This window comes from Yoonia maritima (assembly GCF_002933395.1).
Taxonomy (GTDB): domain Bacteria; phylum Pseudomonadota; class Alphaproteobacteria; order Rhodobacterales; family Rhodobacteraceae; genus Yoonia; species Yoonia maritima_A.
Genome location: NZ_PKFN01000008.1, coordinates 130,261 through 146,441 on the forward strand (window position 1 = coordinate 130,261; position 16,181 = coordinate 146,441).

The window sequence follows — 16,181 nt, forward strand, 5'->3', positions numbered from 1 at the left end:
TGGCCCCTATTTGCATTATTTTGTTGTCTTTACCGGACTTTCAGCGTCGCCAGCCCGATCATCGCGAGGATCAGTGAGATGATCCAAAAGCGGATGACGATCTGCGGTTCAGCCCAGCCCTTTTTCTCGTAGTGGTGGTGGATTGGCGCCATCAAGAACACGCGTTTACCAGTACGCTTAAAGTACAGCACTTGGATAATTACGCTTAAGGCTTCTACGACGAACAGACCACCAACGATGGCCAGCACAATTTCGTGCTTTGTCGCAACGGCGATGGCACCCAGTGCACCACCCAATGCCAATGAACCAGTGTCCCCCATAAAGACAGCCGCAGGTGGCGCATTATACCATAAAAAGCCAAGCCCGCCGCCAATCAAACCCGCGCAGAAGATCAAAATTTCACCGGTCTGTGGGACATAGTGAACATCCAAATACTCTGTAAAATCGGTCCGACCAACGGCATAGGCGATGATCCCAAATGTCGCAGCGGCGATCATCACAGGCATAATTGCCAATCCATCAAGCCCGTCAGTCAGGTTCACAGCATTCGCAGCACCGACGATCACAACAACCGAAAACGGCACAAACAAGATGCCCAAGTTGATGAGCGTGTCTTTGAAAATTGGCAACGCCAACTGGTTGCTAAGGTCATCAGGATGATAGGCTGCTGCCCAATATCCGGCGATACCCGCGATCAAGATCCCGAGTAAAATCCGCACCTTGCCAGACACCCCCGCGGTGTTTTGCTTTGATACTTTGGCATAATCGTCCGCGAAACCGATCGCCGCAAATGACAGTGTAACGAAAAGAACCATCCATACGAATGGGTTATCAAGCCGCGCCCAAAGCAATGTCGACGTGGTCAATGCGCCAACAATCAGCAGCCCACCCATTGTAGGGGTGCCTGCCTTGGCAAAATGCCCCTCTGGTCCATCGGTACGAATGGGTTGCCCCTTGCCCTGCTTGCGGCGCAGAACATTGATCAGGGGTGGTCCAAAGATGAAACCGAATATCAGTGAAGTCATAAACGCCCCACCCGCGCGGAAGGTGATATAGCGGAACAAGTTGAAAAAGTCGCCGCCATCTGAAAGTGACGTAAGCCAATAAAGCATGAGGAATTCCTATTCTTCTTGGGGGCGGCGATGCCCCAGTTTTCGGATGGCGTCAACGACAAGGCTAATTTCACTGTCAGCCGACCCTTTCACCAGTACGACATCTCCTGCATCCAAAAGCCGTGAAACTTGCGGCACCAAATCGGCTGGGCTTTCGGCCCACTGTCCGCGTTGGTGTTGCGGTAAAACCCGCCACAGGTGATACATCAAAGGACCAGCACAATGGACCTGATCCATTTTTTGAAGATGACAGTTTTGCGCGAGGCGACCATGCAATTGCGCGGCACTTGGGCCTAGGCCGCTCATGTCACCTAGGATAACAACCCGCCGACCTTTGATAATGCGGCCAACGTGATCATGAGGTTCTGAGGCAGCAATGACTTCGAGCGAGGTATCAACCGATGTTGGATTGGCGTTAAACGCGTCATCCAACAATTCAATCGTTTCGCCATCATTCGCAGGATCAAGCACAATCCGTTCGCGCGTGCCGCGCCCCGCCGAAGGCACCCAATGCGCAAGGTCAAGGGTTGCGCCAACCGTGTCAGCACCCAGCACCGTCGCCGCGGCAAGCGCCCCCAACGCATTTGCAGCAAAATGCCGCCCCGGCACTGACAGCTTGAACAAATAGTCCTGCCCCTGCCCGTTCGCCAGAATGACAGTCACGTCCCGGCTTAGCCGCACATTGCGTAGCGCCCAATCATTGCCTGCCTTGCCAAAACTGGTGGGCTGGCCTTTTCCAGTGCCCGCACGCAGATGCACCGCAGTCTCGTCATCTCCGTGAAAGATTGCGACGCCGTCTTTGCCAAGCCCATCAAAGATAGATGCCTTTTCATGTGCGATTGCGGTGATGCTCCCGAATGCCTCTAAGTGTTCGGGGGCAACGCGCGTGACCACGGCCACATGCGGCTGAACCAGCTGCGAAAGCGGTCCGATGTCACCCGGACGGCGTGCCCCAATCTTGATCACCGCGAAATCCGCATCCGGCGGCAACGTTGCAAGGCTAAGGGGAACGTCCCATTGGTTAACGTATGACGCCTGGGGCGCGTGGCATTTGCCTTGCCCCGAAAGCATAACGCGCAGCATTCCAATGGTCGAGGCCTTGCCAACCGAACCCGTGACCGCGACGATCTGCGCCTTTGCCCGAAACCGCGCCGCACGCGCCAGATCACGAAGCGCCCGAAGCGTGTCAGGCACAATGACAAGCGGCATATCGGCAGGCATACCAGTTGGGGCTTGGCAAACAATTGCAGCGACAGCACCCTTTTGAAACGCGGCCGTGACGTAGTCGTGCCCATCAGCGATGTGCTTCAATGCGACGAATAAATCGCCCTTGCGCAATGTACGCGTATCGACAGACACACCTGTGGCAGACCAATCGTCAGGGCCGTGGCCGCCTGTGGCAGCTACAACATCTTCGCCGGTCCAAAGCGCGGTCATATTTTGCCTTCGAGCGCCGCGACAGCCATGCTTGCTTGTTCGACGTCATCAAAGGGCAAAACAGAGTCGCCCACGCTCTGACCTGTCTCGTGACCTTTGCCAGCAACCAAGAGCGCATCACCGGGACGCAACATATCAACAGCACGCAAAATCGCCTCGGCACGGTCGCCAACCTCGGTCACGTGGTCCGCGCCGCCTGCGTCGAGCGCGCCTGCCACGACCGCAGCACGGATTTTTGCCGGATCTTCTGAACGTGGATTGTCGTCTGTAACAATCACAATATCGGCGTTCTGCGCAGCAGCGGCCCCCATCAAGGGACGCTTAGTTGTATCGCGGTCCCCGCCTGCGCCAACAATCGCAATGATGCGGCCCATGACATGCGGGCGCATCGCTGTTAGCGCAGTTTTAACGGCATCAGGCGTGTGTGCATAATCAACAAAGACAGCTGCGCCGTTTTCGCGTGTCGCGGCAAGCTCCATCCGGCCATGCACAGTACCAAGATGCGGTAGCGTATCGAAAACGTCCGCAGGTTCAGCACCAGCAGCGATAACCAAGCCAGCGGCAAGTAACACATTGTCCGCCTGAAACCCACCAATCAGACCGAGCCGCACTTGCTGCGCTTTGCCTTGCCATTCAAACAACAAATCTTGTCCGGTTGCATCGAACCGTTGGCCAGTCAAACGCAAACGCGCCGACGGATGCCGCCCGACACCAATCACCTCTTGACCCCGCTCTGTGCAGATTTCAGCTACCTTTGGTCCTTTGGGATCATCAAGGTTTACCACTGCCACGCCGTCCTCTGACAATACGCGCGTGAATAAACCCATCTTCGCTTCGAAATAGGCTTCAAAGGTTTCATGATAATCTAAATGGTCTTGTGTGAAATTCGTAAATCCAGCAGCTGCAAGAACCACGCCATCCAACCGGCGTTGGTCTAGGCCATGCGAAGAGGCCTCCATCGCGACATGGGTGACGCCATTTTGTACGGCCTCGGCCATTACGCGGTGCAATGTAATCGGTTCTGGTGTCGTGTGTTTGAGCGGATGGGTCCAAGCGCCTTCGACGCCTGTGGTGCCTAGGTTCACACCGAACAGACCCAGCTCCTCCCAGATTTGACGACAAAAAGTCGAAACCGAGGTTTTACCATTGGTGCCAGTCACGGCGACGACCGTGCCGGGGTGCGCCCCGAACCAAAGGGATGCGGTTTGCGCCAGCGTTTGGCGCGGGTCTTGAGCGACGATGGTTGCAACATTTGACGCAGCCAAAACATCAGCCGCAATCTTTGCGCCAGCGGCATCCGTCAACACGGCGCTTGCGCCCAGCTCAATCGCTTTTGCAATAAAATTACCGCCGTGGACCGTGGCGCCGGGCAAAGCCGCGAACAGGTTTCCAGATTTTACGTTGCGACTATCTACAGTCAGCCCCGTGATCTGGACCTCGCGCCCGTTTGCCGCCGTCAGCCCCAGTTCAGCCAGTGTTTTCATAGTCGACCCCGATCAGTTTGAGGTGAGTGTTACACCGACGGATTGCGGCGTATCCACGTGTGGCCGCAACCCTAACAAAGGAGCAACTCGGCGAATCATTTCCGCGGCAACAGGCACCGCTGTCCAGCCTGCAGTGCGGCGCGTTTCGCCCAGTGTATAAACAGATGGTTCATCCAATGTGACGATCAAAACATACTGCGGATCGCTCGCAGGAAAGACGGACGCAAATGTCGCGATGACCTTATCATCGTAATAGCCGCCACCGTTTTCCCGCGGCTTATCAGCTGTGCCTGTCTTACCTGCAACCTCGTAACCAGCTACATCACCAAAGGATGCAGTCCCACGAACAACCACTTGGCGTAGCATATGAATTGCGCTTTGGCTGACAGCCGAACTTAGGATGCGCGGGCCAACTTCGGTTGCATCAGTGCGCAGCAATGTTGGTTCTACACGATACCCACCGTTGGCAATCGACGCATAAGCCGTTGCAAGATGCACAGGCGATGAAGACAGGCCATGACCATAAGAAATGGTCATCGCGGAAATCTCGGACCAATGTGGCGGCAGCAACGGTTTACCAGATGCCGCTTCGGCCATTTCAACTGGCGTGGCCTCCAGAAACCCCAGCGAGCCCAAGAAATTACGCTGCCGATCTGCACCGATTTGCATCGCGATACGTGCTGTTCCAACGTTTGATGATTCGACAATGACATCGGTTGTTGTCAGCTCCGGACCATAATCATGGAAATCGCGAATGCGAAAACGCCCCCAAGTCAACGGGCCTTGGGTGTCGATCATTGTGTTAGCGTTGATCAGGCCCAGCTCCATCGCTTGCGCGACTGCGAAAATCTTGAAGGTAGACCCAAGCTCGTAAACACCCTGCACGGCACGGTTAAACAACGGGCTGTCAGACTGATCACCAGTCGTCAGTACGCGTGGCCGGTTGTTGGGATCAAAGTCAGGCAGCGACACCATCGAGATGATCTCGCCGGTGTGCACATCCATCAAGACGGACGCAGCACCTTTGGCCGACATGATAGACATACCGCCAGCAAGCACCTGTTCAGATGCCGCCTGCACGGTTAAATCCAGCGACAGCTCAAGCGGTGCGCCTTCATTTGCGGGATCACGCAAGAAACCATCGAACTGACGTTCAACACCAGCGACACCGATCACTTCTGCGCTTGCTACGCCTTCGCGACCGTAGCTGGCACCACCTAAGATATGCGCGGCGACAGAGCCGTTTGGATAAAGCCGCATTTCGCGCGGGCCAAACAGCAGCCCCGGGCTACCGATATCGTGTACCGCTTGCATCTGCTCTGGGCTGATCTGACGACGAATCCATAGGAATTTTCGCTCGCCCGTAAAATCAGCAAGCAATTCAGCTTCGTCCAGTTCAGGAAAGATCGCGGCTAGCTTGCTCGCAGCATTGGCTGGATCGACCATGTCACGGGGGTGCGCGTACAACGAATGTGTCGCAAGGTTCGTCGCTAACAGACGCCCATTTCTATCAACAATATCAGATCTTTGCCCGATAATCGGGTTTCCGACTGTCGTCGCGCGCGGCTCTTCGGGCACTGACGATGCGAGCGTCCCCATACGCCCGCCAATGGTGACGAATGCGCAAAAAAACGCAAGCCCCAACACCAACAGCCGCCCTTCGGCGCGCTGGCGGGACTTGTCGTGCATTTCCTCGTGACGCTTGGCACGAATTTCGGCTTCAATCACATCAGGGTTTTCGCCGGTTTCCCGCGCTTTCAAAATCCGAGCCAGCGGTCGTAGCGGCGTGCGGGTCATAGCGGGTTCTCCACGCTTTGAAACGCATCGCTCGACAACTCAATCGGGTTCGTAATCGGCAAGATCGGCGGCAGTGGATAGATAATCTGATCAACACGACCAAAGGCATCAGGCATGATCGGCAGTAGACCCAAACGGTCAAAATTCAGCTCTGCCAAGTCAGCCAGACGATCAGGGCGGTTCAAATAGGCCCATTCTGCCCGCAACATGCTAAGCCGTTCATGCGACGCGCCGATTTGCGCGTGCAGTTCACGGACTTCGCGGATAGTCGCCTGCGTTTTGTAGTTTTCTTGATAGGCCCAAAAGGCCAACCCCATTACTGCAAGAGCGGCGACAACAAATAAAACACCACGCACTTACCTGCCCCCCTTTTTCTTTTTCATTGGCATCCCAAGCTCAGCGGGATCAATATCCTGCGCCGGGGCATCAGTACGGATCGCAACACGCAATTTGGCGGAACGCGAACGTGGGTTTTCCGCCAATTCTTCGGCGTCTGGACCGATCGCCTTGCGCTTTTCGATACGGAACGCCGGGGTGATTTGTTCGACTTCGGGCGCATAGCGGTTAGCGTTTGCCGTGTTGCCCGAACGCGCCTGCAAGAAACGTTTAACCATGCGGTCTTCGACGGAATGGAACGTCACGACAGCCAACTGACCACCGGGCTTCAGCGCGCGTTCTGCGGCCATCAACCCTTCGGCCAATTCGCCATATTCATTGTTCACCGCAATGCGCAGCGCCTGAAAGGTGCGCGTCGCCGGGTGTGACTGATTTGGCTTTGCACGGGGCAAGCAGCTTTCAACAACCTTCGCCAATTGCAAAGTTGTGGTTAGCGGACGCGCAGCGACAATCGCACGCGCGATACGCCGCGATGCACGTTCTTCACCATACAAAAAGATAATGTCGGCAAGTTCAGATTCGTCAGCATTGTTTGCCAGATCAGCCGCCGAAGGCCCATCTTGCGACATCCGCATATCCAGCGGCCCGTCGCGCATGAACGAAAACCCGCGCTCTGCCAGGTCAAGTTGCATAGAACTGACGCCAAGGTCCAGCACCACACCATCCAAGTCGGATGCATATTCATCTAGCTTTGAAAACGTACCAAGCTGCATCTTGATCCGGTCACCATAGGCATCGGCCCACTCTGCCGCCATCTCAAATGCCAGTGGATCACGGTCCACTCCAATGACTTGATCAGCGCCCGCCGCCAGTAATTCACGGGTATAGCCCCCAGCGCCAAAGGTCCCATCAAGCCAGACACCAGAAACAGGAGAGACCGCTGCAATCAGCGGTCTAATCAGAACAGGAATATGAGGTTTATCGTCGGAGGCAGCTGACATCGTAATCCCCTAATCGTCCAAAAGGCTTAGCGGATCAAAGTCCTCGCCCTGTTCATCCAGCCAGCCAGTCAAATCATCCACGATTTCTTCGGCGTATGTTTCGGCTTTCCAAATTTCAAAGTGATCGCCAAGACCGCTGAACTTAAGCTCACCATCAGTCAAGCCAAGCTTTTGACGCTGTTTGATCGGCATAACTGTGCGTCCATCCTTATCGACGTCCAACTTGATGGACTGACCGATAATCAAACGCGACAGTTTCTTCTTATTCGCGGAACCCCGCGGCATCGCATTGATCTGATCGACCAAAGCGGTGAATTCGTTAACAGTATAACCGTGAAGTTCGTTTTTCAGGTGGTCACCGTACAAAAGGTACATACGCGGGAACAGACCAGTCGTCCATTCAGGGTCACCAGCTTCAAGCACACGACGAAAATCAGCCGGGATCGACATGCGCCCCTTGCTGTCCACCTTTTGGGTGTGTTCGCCTGTGAAACTTAGAACCACTGTCCCTCGGCCCTTTACCTTGTACTTACGCCGCAAAATGCGGCCCTAAATGTAGAAACGGCGAATTGCGCTGCTGCCACTGCACAATCCGCCGCCTTGCCCCACGTTGGGGGAAAAGTCCGACTGCGCGTGCCACCTGGGGGGATGTCTGCTCGCTCACGCGCCGGATCTGCTTTCGGAAATGACGAAGCCTGTATGAAACCTGCTTTTGCCGGTTGGGGTTCTTTTGCGCCCCGTTTGAAGTCGTGTTCGCCGTTACCGTGCAACTGTTTTGACAGCAGAACGCGATGCGATCAACAGTTTTCTGGGAATTCATGGAACCACATGGGGAATTCCGCCCATCAACAATTGAGCCTCACCCCGAATCGCGCGATTTTTACAGAAATTGTAGCGAACAGAGAAAATATAGGCACAACATATTGTGCCACGAGCTTTGACAAAAAAGTTCCATAAATTTCCACCCGCACGACTAATTCGTCGCGCCATTGGGTTTAGTGAATGAAAAATCAGACATGTAATTCATTCAAGAGCGCGTAAATCCGCCCCTATCGCCGAATCGCAGATAGGTTCCATAGTTTCCCAGCTCCACCCTCGCGAATGCCACAACTGCCGTGGTATTCTGGTCACAGAACCGCCACCCCAGACAAAAAGGGCGGCAAAGCAACATGCTCACCGCCCAAACTAACAGATATAGTGACTTAGTGTTGGCGCTAAGCCATCCCACCATCAATGAACCGCCGGGCAAGCAGCCGATAAGCATCGGCCATCGGACCATCGCCCGCAGCGATTGGCGCACCCGCATCACCAGCAAGTCGCGTATCAAGATCAATCGGCAAAGCCCCAAGCAAAGGCACGCCCATCTTATCCGCCTCAGCCGCGACACCGCCGTGACCAAAGATATGGGACTCATGACCGCAATTCGGGCAGTGGAACGTCGACATGTTTTCGATCAGGCCAAGGACAGGCGTCTTAAGCGTATTGAACATATCAATCGCCTTTCGCGCATCAATGAGCGCGACATCTTGCGGGGTGCTCACCACGACCGCGCCAGTCAAATTAGTCTTTTGACATAATGTGAGCTGCACATCACCCGTACCCGGCGGCAGATCAACGATTAGAACATCCAGTGCGCCCCATTCCACCTGCCCCAACATTTGCTGCAACGCGCCCATCAACATCGGGCCACGCCATACGACAGCTTTGTCCGGGTCCACCATTAAACCAATCGACATCATTGTGACGCCATGCGCCTGCAGTGGAATAATGGTTTTGCCGTCGGGGCTGGCCGGGCGCTTATTGACGCCCATCATGCGTGGCTGACTGGGGCCATATATATCTGCATCCAACAAACCCACGCGGCGCCCTTCGCGGGCCAGCGCCACGGCCAAATTAGAGGATACGGTAGACTTGCCAACACCACCCTTGCCGGATCCGACCGCCAAGATACGGTCAATACCCGGAACAGATGCAGGGCCAGCCTGCGGTGTCGGATGACGGCCCACTTTCAACGATGGTGCTTCGGGTGCTTTGGGTGCTGGCCCATGCGCTGTCAAAACGACAGACACGGAATCAACACCATCAATGCCCTTCACTAATTCTTCGGCCGCAACGCGGATCGCGTCCATTTTGGCCGCCTCTGCCGGATCTGCGGCCTCTATCACAAAACGGACGACACCAGATTCGATGGTTAACGCCCGGATCATGTCACGCGAAACCAGATTCTCACCGCCCGGCAAGGTCAGCCGCGCAAGTTCGCTTAGAATTTCATCACGCGTAATCGCCATAGCAGGCCCCTTGTTTATAAAGCGTCTATTTCGTGACCAACATCTGGCACGTTTTATGCAAACCACAAGCCCTAGGGCCGATCTGCACAGGAATACTACAGATTGATGACGTTAGGTCAGGGATGCTTATGCATTTTCTGCATAGCAGCAATGACCAATCGTCCGTTGTGCAGCTGCAGCATAATCCTTCATAAGGAGGACAACCAAAGCGACACGGGTCGCAACGATGTAATGAGATAGACGAGTAAGTAACATGACATACCAAACACAAACACAATTCGCTGGCGCTTCTTTTGCAGCACGCTTCTCCGCTTTCCGCGCTGAGATCGCTCAGAAACTGGCAAACCGCAAAGTATACACAACAACAGTTAACGAGCTTGAAGCTCTTAGCAACCGCGAACTGGCTGATCTTGGCCTAGGTCGTTCAGAAATCAAACGTATCGCTCTAGAAGCAGCATACGGCAAGTAATAACGAGATCGGAATTGTCGCTTCCTCCCTGAAAAGACAGTTCTGAAGCGGCCCAACGCTCCTCCTCCTCCCTGAGCTTGGGTCACACATAAGGTGGCGACATTCACCTCCTCCCGGATGTCGCCACTTTACACCAGTTTCGGAACCGCCACCTCCTCCCGGCGGAACCGATCATACCGCAGGCCGCGCTCACCTCCTCCCGAGCAACGCCCGCGAGGAAGCGCCTCGCTCTTCTCCTCCCAGAGCAGGCAGGCGCTGATTATAGAGACGGTCATGCCCACCTCCTCCCGGGCATGACCGTTTTTTTATGCGCAAACGATATTCCACAATTGCAGCACAGCGGTTTTGACCGATAGACATGTAGCATGAGCATGCCTCCCAGATTTCCAATCACTGCTGATCAAATCACATTAGTCGTGAATCAGTTCTATGCTGCCGTCCGTGCGAACCCAGAGGTTGGGCCAGTCTTTGCGAAACACGTCTCTGATTGGCCCAGCCACGAATCCAAAATCGCAGGCTTTTGGCGGAATGCGATCCTGTTTGAACGGAGCTATGACGGCAATCCAATGTAGGCGCACATGCGGGCAGGAAATGTACGCCCTGAACATTTTGATATTTGGCTGGGGATATTCGATATGGTCCTTAGCGAAAACCTTCCGACCGACACCGCCGTATCTTGGTCGGCACTGGCCCACCGTATCGGACGCGGTTTACGATACGGCGTTGAACCTACAGATGGCCCACCTAAACTAACCTAGGCGCGCGTGTCCTTTGGCGAGCCCATCACCATATAGCTTGTGATCGACCGGACATGCGGCACGGTTCCCAAAATTTCGGTATGAAACGCTTTATAAGCAGGTAAATCGGCAACCTCGACCCTCAGCATATATTCAAACGCACCAGCGACATTGTGGCATTCAACCACTTGATTCGCGTTTTCCATCGCGCGTTCAAACCCCTCTTGCGCGGCTTTGGTATGTTCCGCTAATCCGACAGCTACATAAACCACATAGGCACGCCCCGCCTGGGCGGGGTCAAATCTGGCGCGATACCCCTGTATCACGCCGGTACGCTCCAATTCTTGTACACGCCGCAAGCAAGCAGAAGGCGACAGCCCGACCTGATCAGCCAGCTGCAAATTGCTAATGCGACCATCGTGCGCCAAGACGCGCAATATCTTGTCGTTAATTGAGTCCATAGCCGCCATTCGTTGCTACGTTTTCACAAACGCCACACAATAAAAAATTTCATTGCGTGATTCTTCGTGCATTATTGTGCGATGAATCACGAAATCTTAACAGCTTTGATTGGCTTCGCGTTTGCGACGTCAATCACTCCCGGTCCAAACAACCTGATGCTGATCGCGTCAGGCGCAAATTATGGATTGCGGCGCACCCTGCCACATATGTTCGGTATTTCTCTGGGTCATGCGTTTATGGTCGTGGTCGTTGGGCTGGTTCTTTTGCAGCTTTTCGAACAATTCCCCATGCTCAACACGATTCTCAAGGTGCTGAGCGTGGCCTATATGCTTTGGCTGGCGTGGAAAATCGCGAACGCGGCTCCGCCAAGCGACAAAGCCCCTACTGGTAAGCCCTTTACCTTCCTGCAAGCCGCCGCATTTCAATGGGTAAACCCAAAGGCATGGTCGATGGCGATCACCGCAATCAGCGGGTACGCACCACAAGATCGCGGCATTTTCTTTGGCTCGCTCATTGTGGCCTGCGTTTTTGCGGCGACCAACCTACCCTCGGTTTCGGTCTGGGCATGGATCGGCGTTCAGGTCAGACGTTGGCTCGGCACGTCAACCAGGCTCCGTATCTTTAACATCACGATGGCGCTTTTACTTGTCGCATCGCTCTATCCGATTCTAACCCATTAAAACGGAATGTCATCCGCCTGATCAGCCGCCACAATAAAGCGTGCGACAACGTGCTTTGACCCGGCCTTATCAAATTCGATCACAAGCTTATCGCCCTCGATCCCCATCAATTCACCATAGCCGAATTTCTGATGGAACACCCGATCACCGACGGTAAAGGCACTGACGGCCTCTAGATCAATCGTGACGCTTTGCGCGCGCGGCGTCGCGGACGTTCCGCGCTGTTGGCTACGGCTTTGCAGACGTTTCCAACCCGGCGAATCGTAGACATCAGCGGAATGTGCTTTCTCGTGCAGCGTGGATTTCGCCGCCCCTGCAATCGCAGGTGACGCACTGGCAGACATGCCCGCCGCACCGTAATTCCCGCCATACAATCCCGGAGGCGTCAGCACCTCTACGTGTTGTTCAGGCAATTCGTCGATGAAGCGCGACGGCAGCTGCGACTGCCACTGCCCGTAAACTCGTCGGTTCGCGGCAAATGAAATCGTGCACAATTCCTCGGCCCGCGTGATACCGACATAGGCCAGCCGCCGTTCTTCCTCTAATCCCTTCAGCCCGCTTTCATCCATGGACCGCTGGGACGGGAACAATCCATCCTCCCAACCGGGTAAAAACACAGCTGGAAATTCAAGACCTTTGGCCGCGTGAAGCGTCATGATGCTGACCTTCTCGCCCTGCTCTTCTGTTTCATTGTCCATGATCAGACTGACATGTTCGAGGAAACCCTGCAGGTTCTCAAAATTCTCAAGCGCTTTAACCAGTTCCTTCAGGTTTTCGAGCCGCCCCGGTGCCTCTGGTGTTTTATCGTTTTGCCAAAACCCGGTGTAGCCAGATTCGTCCAAAATCATCTCGGCCAGTTCAACATGCGTGTCTGCCTCTGCACGCACTTGCGCGTGCCAACGGTCAAGCCCGTCAACCAAAATTGTGAGCTCTTTCAGCCCCTTACCGCCCAACAATTTGCCTTGGCAAACAAGCCGCGCACCTTCGACCAGCGACACACCGTTGTCGCGTGCAGTCCGCTGGATGGTCTGAACAGCCTTATCGCCAAGGCCGCGTTTTGGGGTGTTCACGATCCGCTCAAACGCGAGATCATCATCGTGACTGACCGCGAGCCGGAAATAGGCCATCGCATCGCGGATCTCCATACGTTCATAGAAACGCGGGCCACCGATGACGCGATACGGCAAACCGATGCTTAGAAAACGATCCTCGAACGCGCGCATCTGATGCGACGCACGGACAAGGATTGCCATGCTATCAAGCCCCAGTGGCGACATGCCACGCGTGCCGCGCTGCATCGCTTCAATCTCTTCTCCAACCCAACGGGATTCTTCTTCGCCATCCCAATGACCGATCAGGCGAACCTTTTCGCCATCTTCACGAGACGTAAACAGCGTCTTACCCAGACGCCCCTTGTTGGCAGCGATCACACCAGAGGCAGCAGCCAGAATATGCGGTGTTGAACGATAGTTTTCTTCTAGACGGACAACATGCGCGCCGGGAAAGTCAGTTTCAAACCGTAGGATGTTGCCCACCTCTGCACCGCGCCAGCCATAGATCGACTGGTCATCATCACCGACACAGCAGATGTTTTTATGCCTGCTCGCGAGCAGGCGCAGCCACAGGTATTGGGCAACGTTCGTATCCTGATACTCGTCCACCAGAATATAGCGGAACCAGCGTTGGTATTGATCCAGCACGTCTTCGTGTTTTTGGAAAATCGTGACCATGTGCAAAAGAATGTCGCCGAAATCGACAGCATTCAGGTCGCGCAAGCGCTTCTGATAGGCCGTGTAAAGCGCGATACCCTGATGATCAAAAGCAGCGCTATCTGCGACTGGCACCTTATCAGGCGTCCATGCTTTGTTTTTCCAATTGTCGATAATGCCGGACAGCATCCGGGGCGGCCAACGCTTTGCGTCAATGCCAGCGGCCTCGATCAACTGCTTCATTAGGCGAATCTGATCGTCTGTATCAAGAATGGTAAAGTTCGACTTTAACCCAACTAATTCTGCGTGGCGGCGGAGAAGTTTTGCGCAGACAGAATGGAACGTGCCAAGCCAAGGCATGCCCTCAACGGCTTCTCCCATCAATGACCCGATCCGCGACTTCATTTCACGGGCGGCCTTATTGGTGAAGGTCACCGCAAGAATTTCGTGCGGCCGTGCCGTTCCGGTTGCTAACAGATGAGCGATACGCGTTGTCAGCGCCTTTGTCTTACCCGTGCCAGCGCCCGCCAACATCAAGACAGGGCCGTTCAGCGTCTCAACCGCTTCGCGCTGCGCTGGATTCAAGCTGTCCAGATAAGGCATCGGACGCGCAGACATTGCACGTTGGCTTAGTGGAACCGCTGCCTCAAAGGCGTCTTCTTCGGAAAAATCATTCATGCTGTACACGATACCCGCAAACCGCAGGCAGGAAAAGCCTTGTTCACATAATGTTCCCAGCTTCCCTTGCTGAAATTGTTCAGCTACGCATTGCACATGTTTCAAGTCATTCTTCTCGGTAGCCTTGCAGGCGCGATGATCCCCCTAGGGGGCTTGATCGCTGCAAATGAAAACATTCAGCGCGACTGGTTGCGCAACGAATTACGCCATAGCGTAATCGCCTTTGGTGGCGGTGCCCTGCTTAGCGCTGTGGCCTTTGTTCTGATCCCGGACGGTGAAAAAGCGCTTAGCACATTCGCAGTCATCTTCTGGATCGCGATGGGCGCTGTGGGAATGGCTGCAGTTGACGCGCGATTATCGCGCGGCGGATCACACAAAGCACAACTCGTTGCGATGCTGTCGGACTTTATCCCCGAAGCGGTTGCTCTGGGGGCTGTCATCGCCAGCGGTGAAAGCACCGGATTGCTGCTCGCGATGATGATCGCCCTGCAAAACCTACCCGAAGGCTTCAACGCGTTTCGCGAACAGCGCGATTCTGGCGCACATTCCGGGCGCGTATTACGCAATTTTGTAGGCTTGGCGATTTTAGGGCCGATTTCTGCGGTCACAGGCTTTCAATTGCTTGCCGATTTCCCGCAGATAACAGGTGCGCTCATGCTGACTGCGGCAGGTGCAATCCTTTACCTTATATTCCAAGATATTGCCCCGCAGGCGAAGCTTGAAAACCGGCACCGCCCCGCATTGGGCGCTGTTGCAGGGTTTCTGCTGGGCCTGACAGGGCACCTTGTGATCGGATAATACATTGTCATTACATACAAAATACCCGGCCATTGCTGATCTCAAAGCGCGTGCAAGGAAACGCATCCCGCATTTTGTTTGGGAGTATTTAGATAGTGCGACCGGGGTTGAGGCCACGCAAAAACGCAATCGCAGATCACTTGATCACGTTTTGCTCAAACCCTCTATCCTGCATGGTGAATTCGACCCTGACCTGAGCACAACATTTCTAGGTAAAGAATATCCCTTACCAATCGGGATCGCGCCGGTGGGAATGTCAGGGCTGGTTTGGCCCGGCGCAGAACAGATGCTTGCCCGCACCGCGGCAAAAGAAGGTATTCCCTACACGCTATCCACGGTCGCCAGCCAACTGCCCGAAGACGTTGGCCCACATGCGGGCGACCAAGGGTGGTTTCAACTTTATCCGCCCCGCGACCCAGAAATCCGCAAAGACATCTTGAACCGCGCCAAAAAATCCGGCTTCCACACGCTCGTTCTAACCGTTGACGTGCCCGTCGCATCACGACGCGAACGTCAAACGCGCGGCGGCATAACAAACCCGCCTAAGCTTACACCACGCTTAGCGATGCAAGCGGCTCAATGTCCGGCATGGCTGAACGGCATTCGCCAAACAGGGATGCCGCGTTTGCGCCTGATGGAAAGCTATTCCAACATCAAAACCGCCCTGCCGTCGACCCAGCATATCGGGTATTTGCTGCGGACCTCACCTGACTGGGACTATCTTAAATGGTTACGTGATCATTGGGATGGGCCGCTGATCGTTAAAGGTGTCGGAAACCCCGATGATGCGGCACGGCTGGCCGATGAAGGTGTGGACGCAATCTGGGTCAGCAATCACGCCGGGCGGCAATTCGACGGATCGCCCGCGACCATTGACGTTCTTCCCAGTATCCGCGCGGCGACCACCTTGCCGATCATTTTCGACAGTGGCATCGAAGGCGGTCTGGATATCTTGCGCGCCATCGCGCTTGGCGCGGATTTCGTGATGTTAGGACGCGCGTTCCATTATGGCTTAGCTGCGCTTGGTGAACCAGGTGCCGCGCATGTGTTGGACATTTTGCGTCAGGATATGATCAGCAACATGGGGCAGATCGGTGCGCGGAACATTGCGGCAATCCAACAAACCCGGCTCTAACGCAACACGTTAGCGCTAACATAGGGGCTGGACAATTCCGCGTGAGCGACCGACAATG

The 16,181-nt window shown here is 54.8% G+C and carries 14 protein-coding genes and 1 pseudogene; 5 read left to right on the plus strand and 10 right to left on the minus strand.

The window, feature by feature from the left end; all coding sequences use genetic code 11:
- Nucleotides 1-29: 29 nt before the first annotated feature.
- From mraY to CYQ09_RS07095, 8 genes are all read right to left on the minus strand, one after another.
- Entirely contained in the window at nt 30-1,112 is a 1,083-nt protein-coding gene (gene mraY / locus CYQ09_RS07060; protein WP_106744736.1) for a phospho-N-acetylmuramoyl-pentapeptide-transferase, read from the minus strand.
- A 9-nt stretch (nt 1,113-1,121) separates the two neighbouring features.
- Nucleotides 1,122-2,549 carry a UDP-N-acetylmuramoyl-tripeptide--D-alanyl-D-alanine ligase gene (locus CYQ09_RS07065; protein ID WP_106744737.1) on the minus strand — a complete coding sequence of 476 codons (1,428 nt, stop codon included), beginning with the start codon at nt 2,547-2,549 and terminating at the stop codon, nt 1,122-1,124.
- On the minus strand, nt 2,546-4,033 hold the full coding sequence (locus CYQ09_RS07070) for a UDP-N-acetylmuramoyl-L-alanyl-D-glutamate--2,6-diaminopimelate ligase (RefSeq protein WP_106744738.1): 1,488 nt from the start codon (nt 4,031-4,033) through the stop codon (nt 2,546-2,548). The genes CYQ09_RS07065 and CYQ09_RS07070 overlap by 4 nt, the downstream gene beginning before the upstream one ends.
- A 12-nt stretch (nt 4,034-4,045) precedes the next feature.
- On the minus strand, nt 4,046-5,830 hold the full coding sequence (locus CYQ09_RS07075; RefSeq protein ID WP_106744739.1) for a peptidoglycan D,D-transpeptidase FtsI family protein: 1,785 nt from the start codon (nt 5,828-5,830) through the stop codon (nt 4,046-4,048).
- The gene (gene ftsL / locus CYQ09_RS07080) at nt 5,827-6,186 is read right to left on the minus strand and encodes a cell division protein FtsL (protein ID WP_106744740.1); all 360 of its coding nucleotides are present in this window, start codon (nt 6,184-6,186) and stop codon (nt 5,827-5,829) included. Before ftsL ends, CYQ09_RS07075 begins: the two co-directional genes overlap by 4 nt.
- Nucleotides 6,187-7,167, minus strand: coding sequence for a 16S rRNA (cytosine(1402)-N(4))-methyltransferase RsmH (rsmH, locus tag CYQ09_RS07085; RefSeq protein WP_106744741.1), 981 nt, complete (start codon nt 7,165-7,167; stop codon nt 6,187-6,189).
- A 9-nt stretch (nt 7,168-7,176) separates the two neighbouring features.
- Nucleotides 7,177-7,707, minus strand: coding sequence for a division/cell wall cluster transcriptional repressor MraZ (locus CYQ09_RS07090; protein WP_239495881.1), 531 nt, complete (start codon nt 7,705-7,707; stop codon nt 7,177-7,179).
- Nucleotides 7,708-8,381: 674 nt separating this feature from the next.
- Nucleotides 8,382-9,455, minus strand: coding sequence for an Mrp/NBP35 family ATP-binding protein (locus CYQ09_RS07095; protein ID WP_106744742.1), 1,074 nt, complete (start codon nt 9,453-9,455; stop codon nt 8,382-8,384).
- Nucleotides 9,456-9,708: 253 nt separating this feature from the next.
- Between CYQ09_RS07095 and CYQ09_RS07100 the strand changes: the two genes are divergently transcribed.
- Both CYQ09_RS07100 and CYQ09_RS07105 read left to right on the plus strand, forming a co-directional pair.
- Nucleotides 9,709-9,924, plus strand: a complete 216-nt coding sequence (locus CYQ09_RS07100; protein WP_106744743.1) for a DUF1127 domain-containing protein — start codon at nt 9,709-9,711, stop codon at nt 9,922-9,924.
- Nucleotides 9,925-10,289: 365 nt separating this feature from the next.
- A pseudogene (locus CYQ09_RS07105) lies at nt 10,290-10,682 on the plus strand (group III truncated hemoglobin).
- Here the strand turns inward: CYQ09_RS07105 and CYQ09_RS07110 are convergent.
- Nucleotides 10,679-11,131, minus strand: coding sequence for an Lrp/AsnC family transcriptional regulator (locus tag CYQ09_RS07110; RefSeq protein ID WP_106744744.1), 453 nt, complete (start codon nt 11,129-11,131; stop codon nt 10,679-10,681). The pseudogene CYQ09_RS07105 and the gene CYQ09_RS07110 overlap by 4 nt on opposite strands.
- A 72-nt stretch (nt 11,132-11,203) precedes the next feature.
- Here CYQ09_RS07110 and CYQ09_RS07115 point away from each other — a divergent pair, with 72 nt between their 5' ends.
- Complete coding sequence (locus CYQ09_RS07115; protein ID WP_106744745.1) at nt 11,204-11,803, plus strand: LysE family translocator; 600 nt, start codon at nt 11,204-11,206, stop codon at nt 11,801-11,803.
- On the opposite strand, the gene CYQ09_RS07120 is transcribed toward CYQ09_RS07115, so the two are convergent.
- Nucleotides 11,800-14,190, minus strand: coding sequence for an ATP-dependent helicase (locus CYQ09_RS07120; protein ID WP_106744746.1), 2,391 nt, complete (start codon nt 14,188-14,190; stop codon nt 11,800-11,802). The genes CYQ09_RS07115 and CYQ09_RS07120 overlap by 4 nt on opposite strands.
- A gap of 96 nt (nt 14,191-14,286) precedes the next feature.
- Between CYQ09_RS07120 and CYQ09_RS07125 the strand changes: the two genes are divergently transcribed.
- Both CYQ09_RS07125 and CYQ09_RS07130 read left to right on the plus strand, forming a co-directional pair.
- Nucleotides 14,287-14,988, plus strand: coding sequence for a ZIP family metal transporter (locus CYQ09_RS07125; protein ID WP_106744747.1), 702 nt, complete (start codon nt 14,287-14,289; stop codon nt 14,986-14,988).
- Nucleotides 14,989-14,992: 4 nt separating this feature from the next.
- Complete coding sequence (locus CYQ09_RS07130) at nt 14,993-16,123, plus strand: alpha-hydroxy acid oxidase (RefSeq protein ID WP_106744748.1); 1,131 nt, start codon at nt 14,993-14,995, stop codon at nt 16,121-16,123.
- The last annotated feature ends 58 nt before the right edge of the window (nt 16,124-16,181 follow it).

Excerpts from the sequence above, each read along its gene's own strand:
- CYQ09_RS07115 (WP_106744745.1), top strand. The coding sequence starts at position 11,204 with ATGAATCACGAAATCTTAACAGCTTTGATTGGCTTCGCGTTTGCGACG.
- CYQ09_RS07070 (WP_106744738.1), bottom strand. The coding sequence starts at position 4,033 with ATGAAAACACTGGCTGAACTGGGGCTGACGGCGGCAAACGGGCGCGAG.
- mraY (WP_106744736.1), bottom strand. The coding sequence starts at position 1,112 with ATGCTTTATTGGCTTACGTCACTTTCAGATGGCGGCGACTTTTTCAAC.
- CYQ09_RS07110 (WP_106744744.1), bottom strand. The coding sequence starts at position 11,131 with ATGGCGGCTATGGACTCAATTAACGACAAGATATTGCGCGTCTTGGCG.
- CYQ09_RS07125 (WP_106744747.1), top strand. The coding sequence starts at position 14,287 with ATGTTTCAAGTCATTCTTCTCGGTAGCCTTGCAGGCGCGATGATCCCC.
- CYQ09_RS07065 (WP_106744737.1), bottom strand. The coding sequence starts at position 2,549 with ATGACCGCGCTTTGGACCGGCGAAGATGTTGTAGCTGCCACAGGCGGC.
- CYQ09_RS07075 (WP_106744739.1), bottom strand. The coding sequence starts at position 5,830 with ATGACCCGCACGCCGCTACGACCGCTGGCTCGGATTTTGAAAGCGCGG.
- CYQ09_RS07100 (WP_106744743.1), top strand. The coding sequence starts at position 9,709 with ATGACATACCAAACACAAACACAATTCGCTGGCGCTTCTTTTGCAGCA.
- rsmH (WP_106744741.1), bottom strand. The coding sequence starts at position 7,167 with ATGTCAGCTGCCTCCGACGATAAACCTCATATTCCTGTTCTGATTAGA.
- CYQ09_RS07120 (WP_106744746.1), bottom strand. The coding sequence starts at position 14,190 with ATGAATGATTTTTCCGAAGAAGACGCCTTTGAGGCAGCGGTTCCACTA.
- CYQ09_RS07095 (WP_106744742.1), bottom strand. The coding sequence starts at position 9,455 with ATGGCGATTACGCGTGATGAAATTCTAAGCGAACTTGCGCGGCTGACC.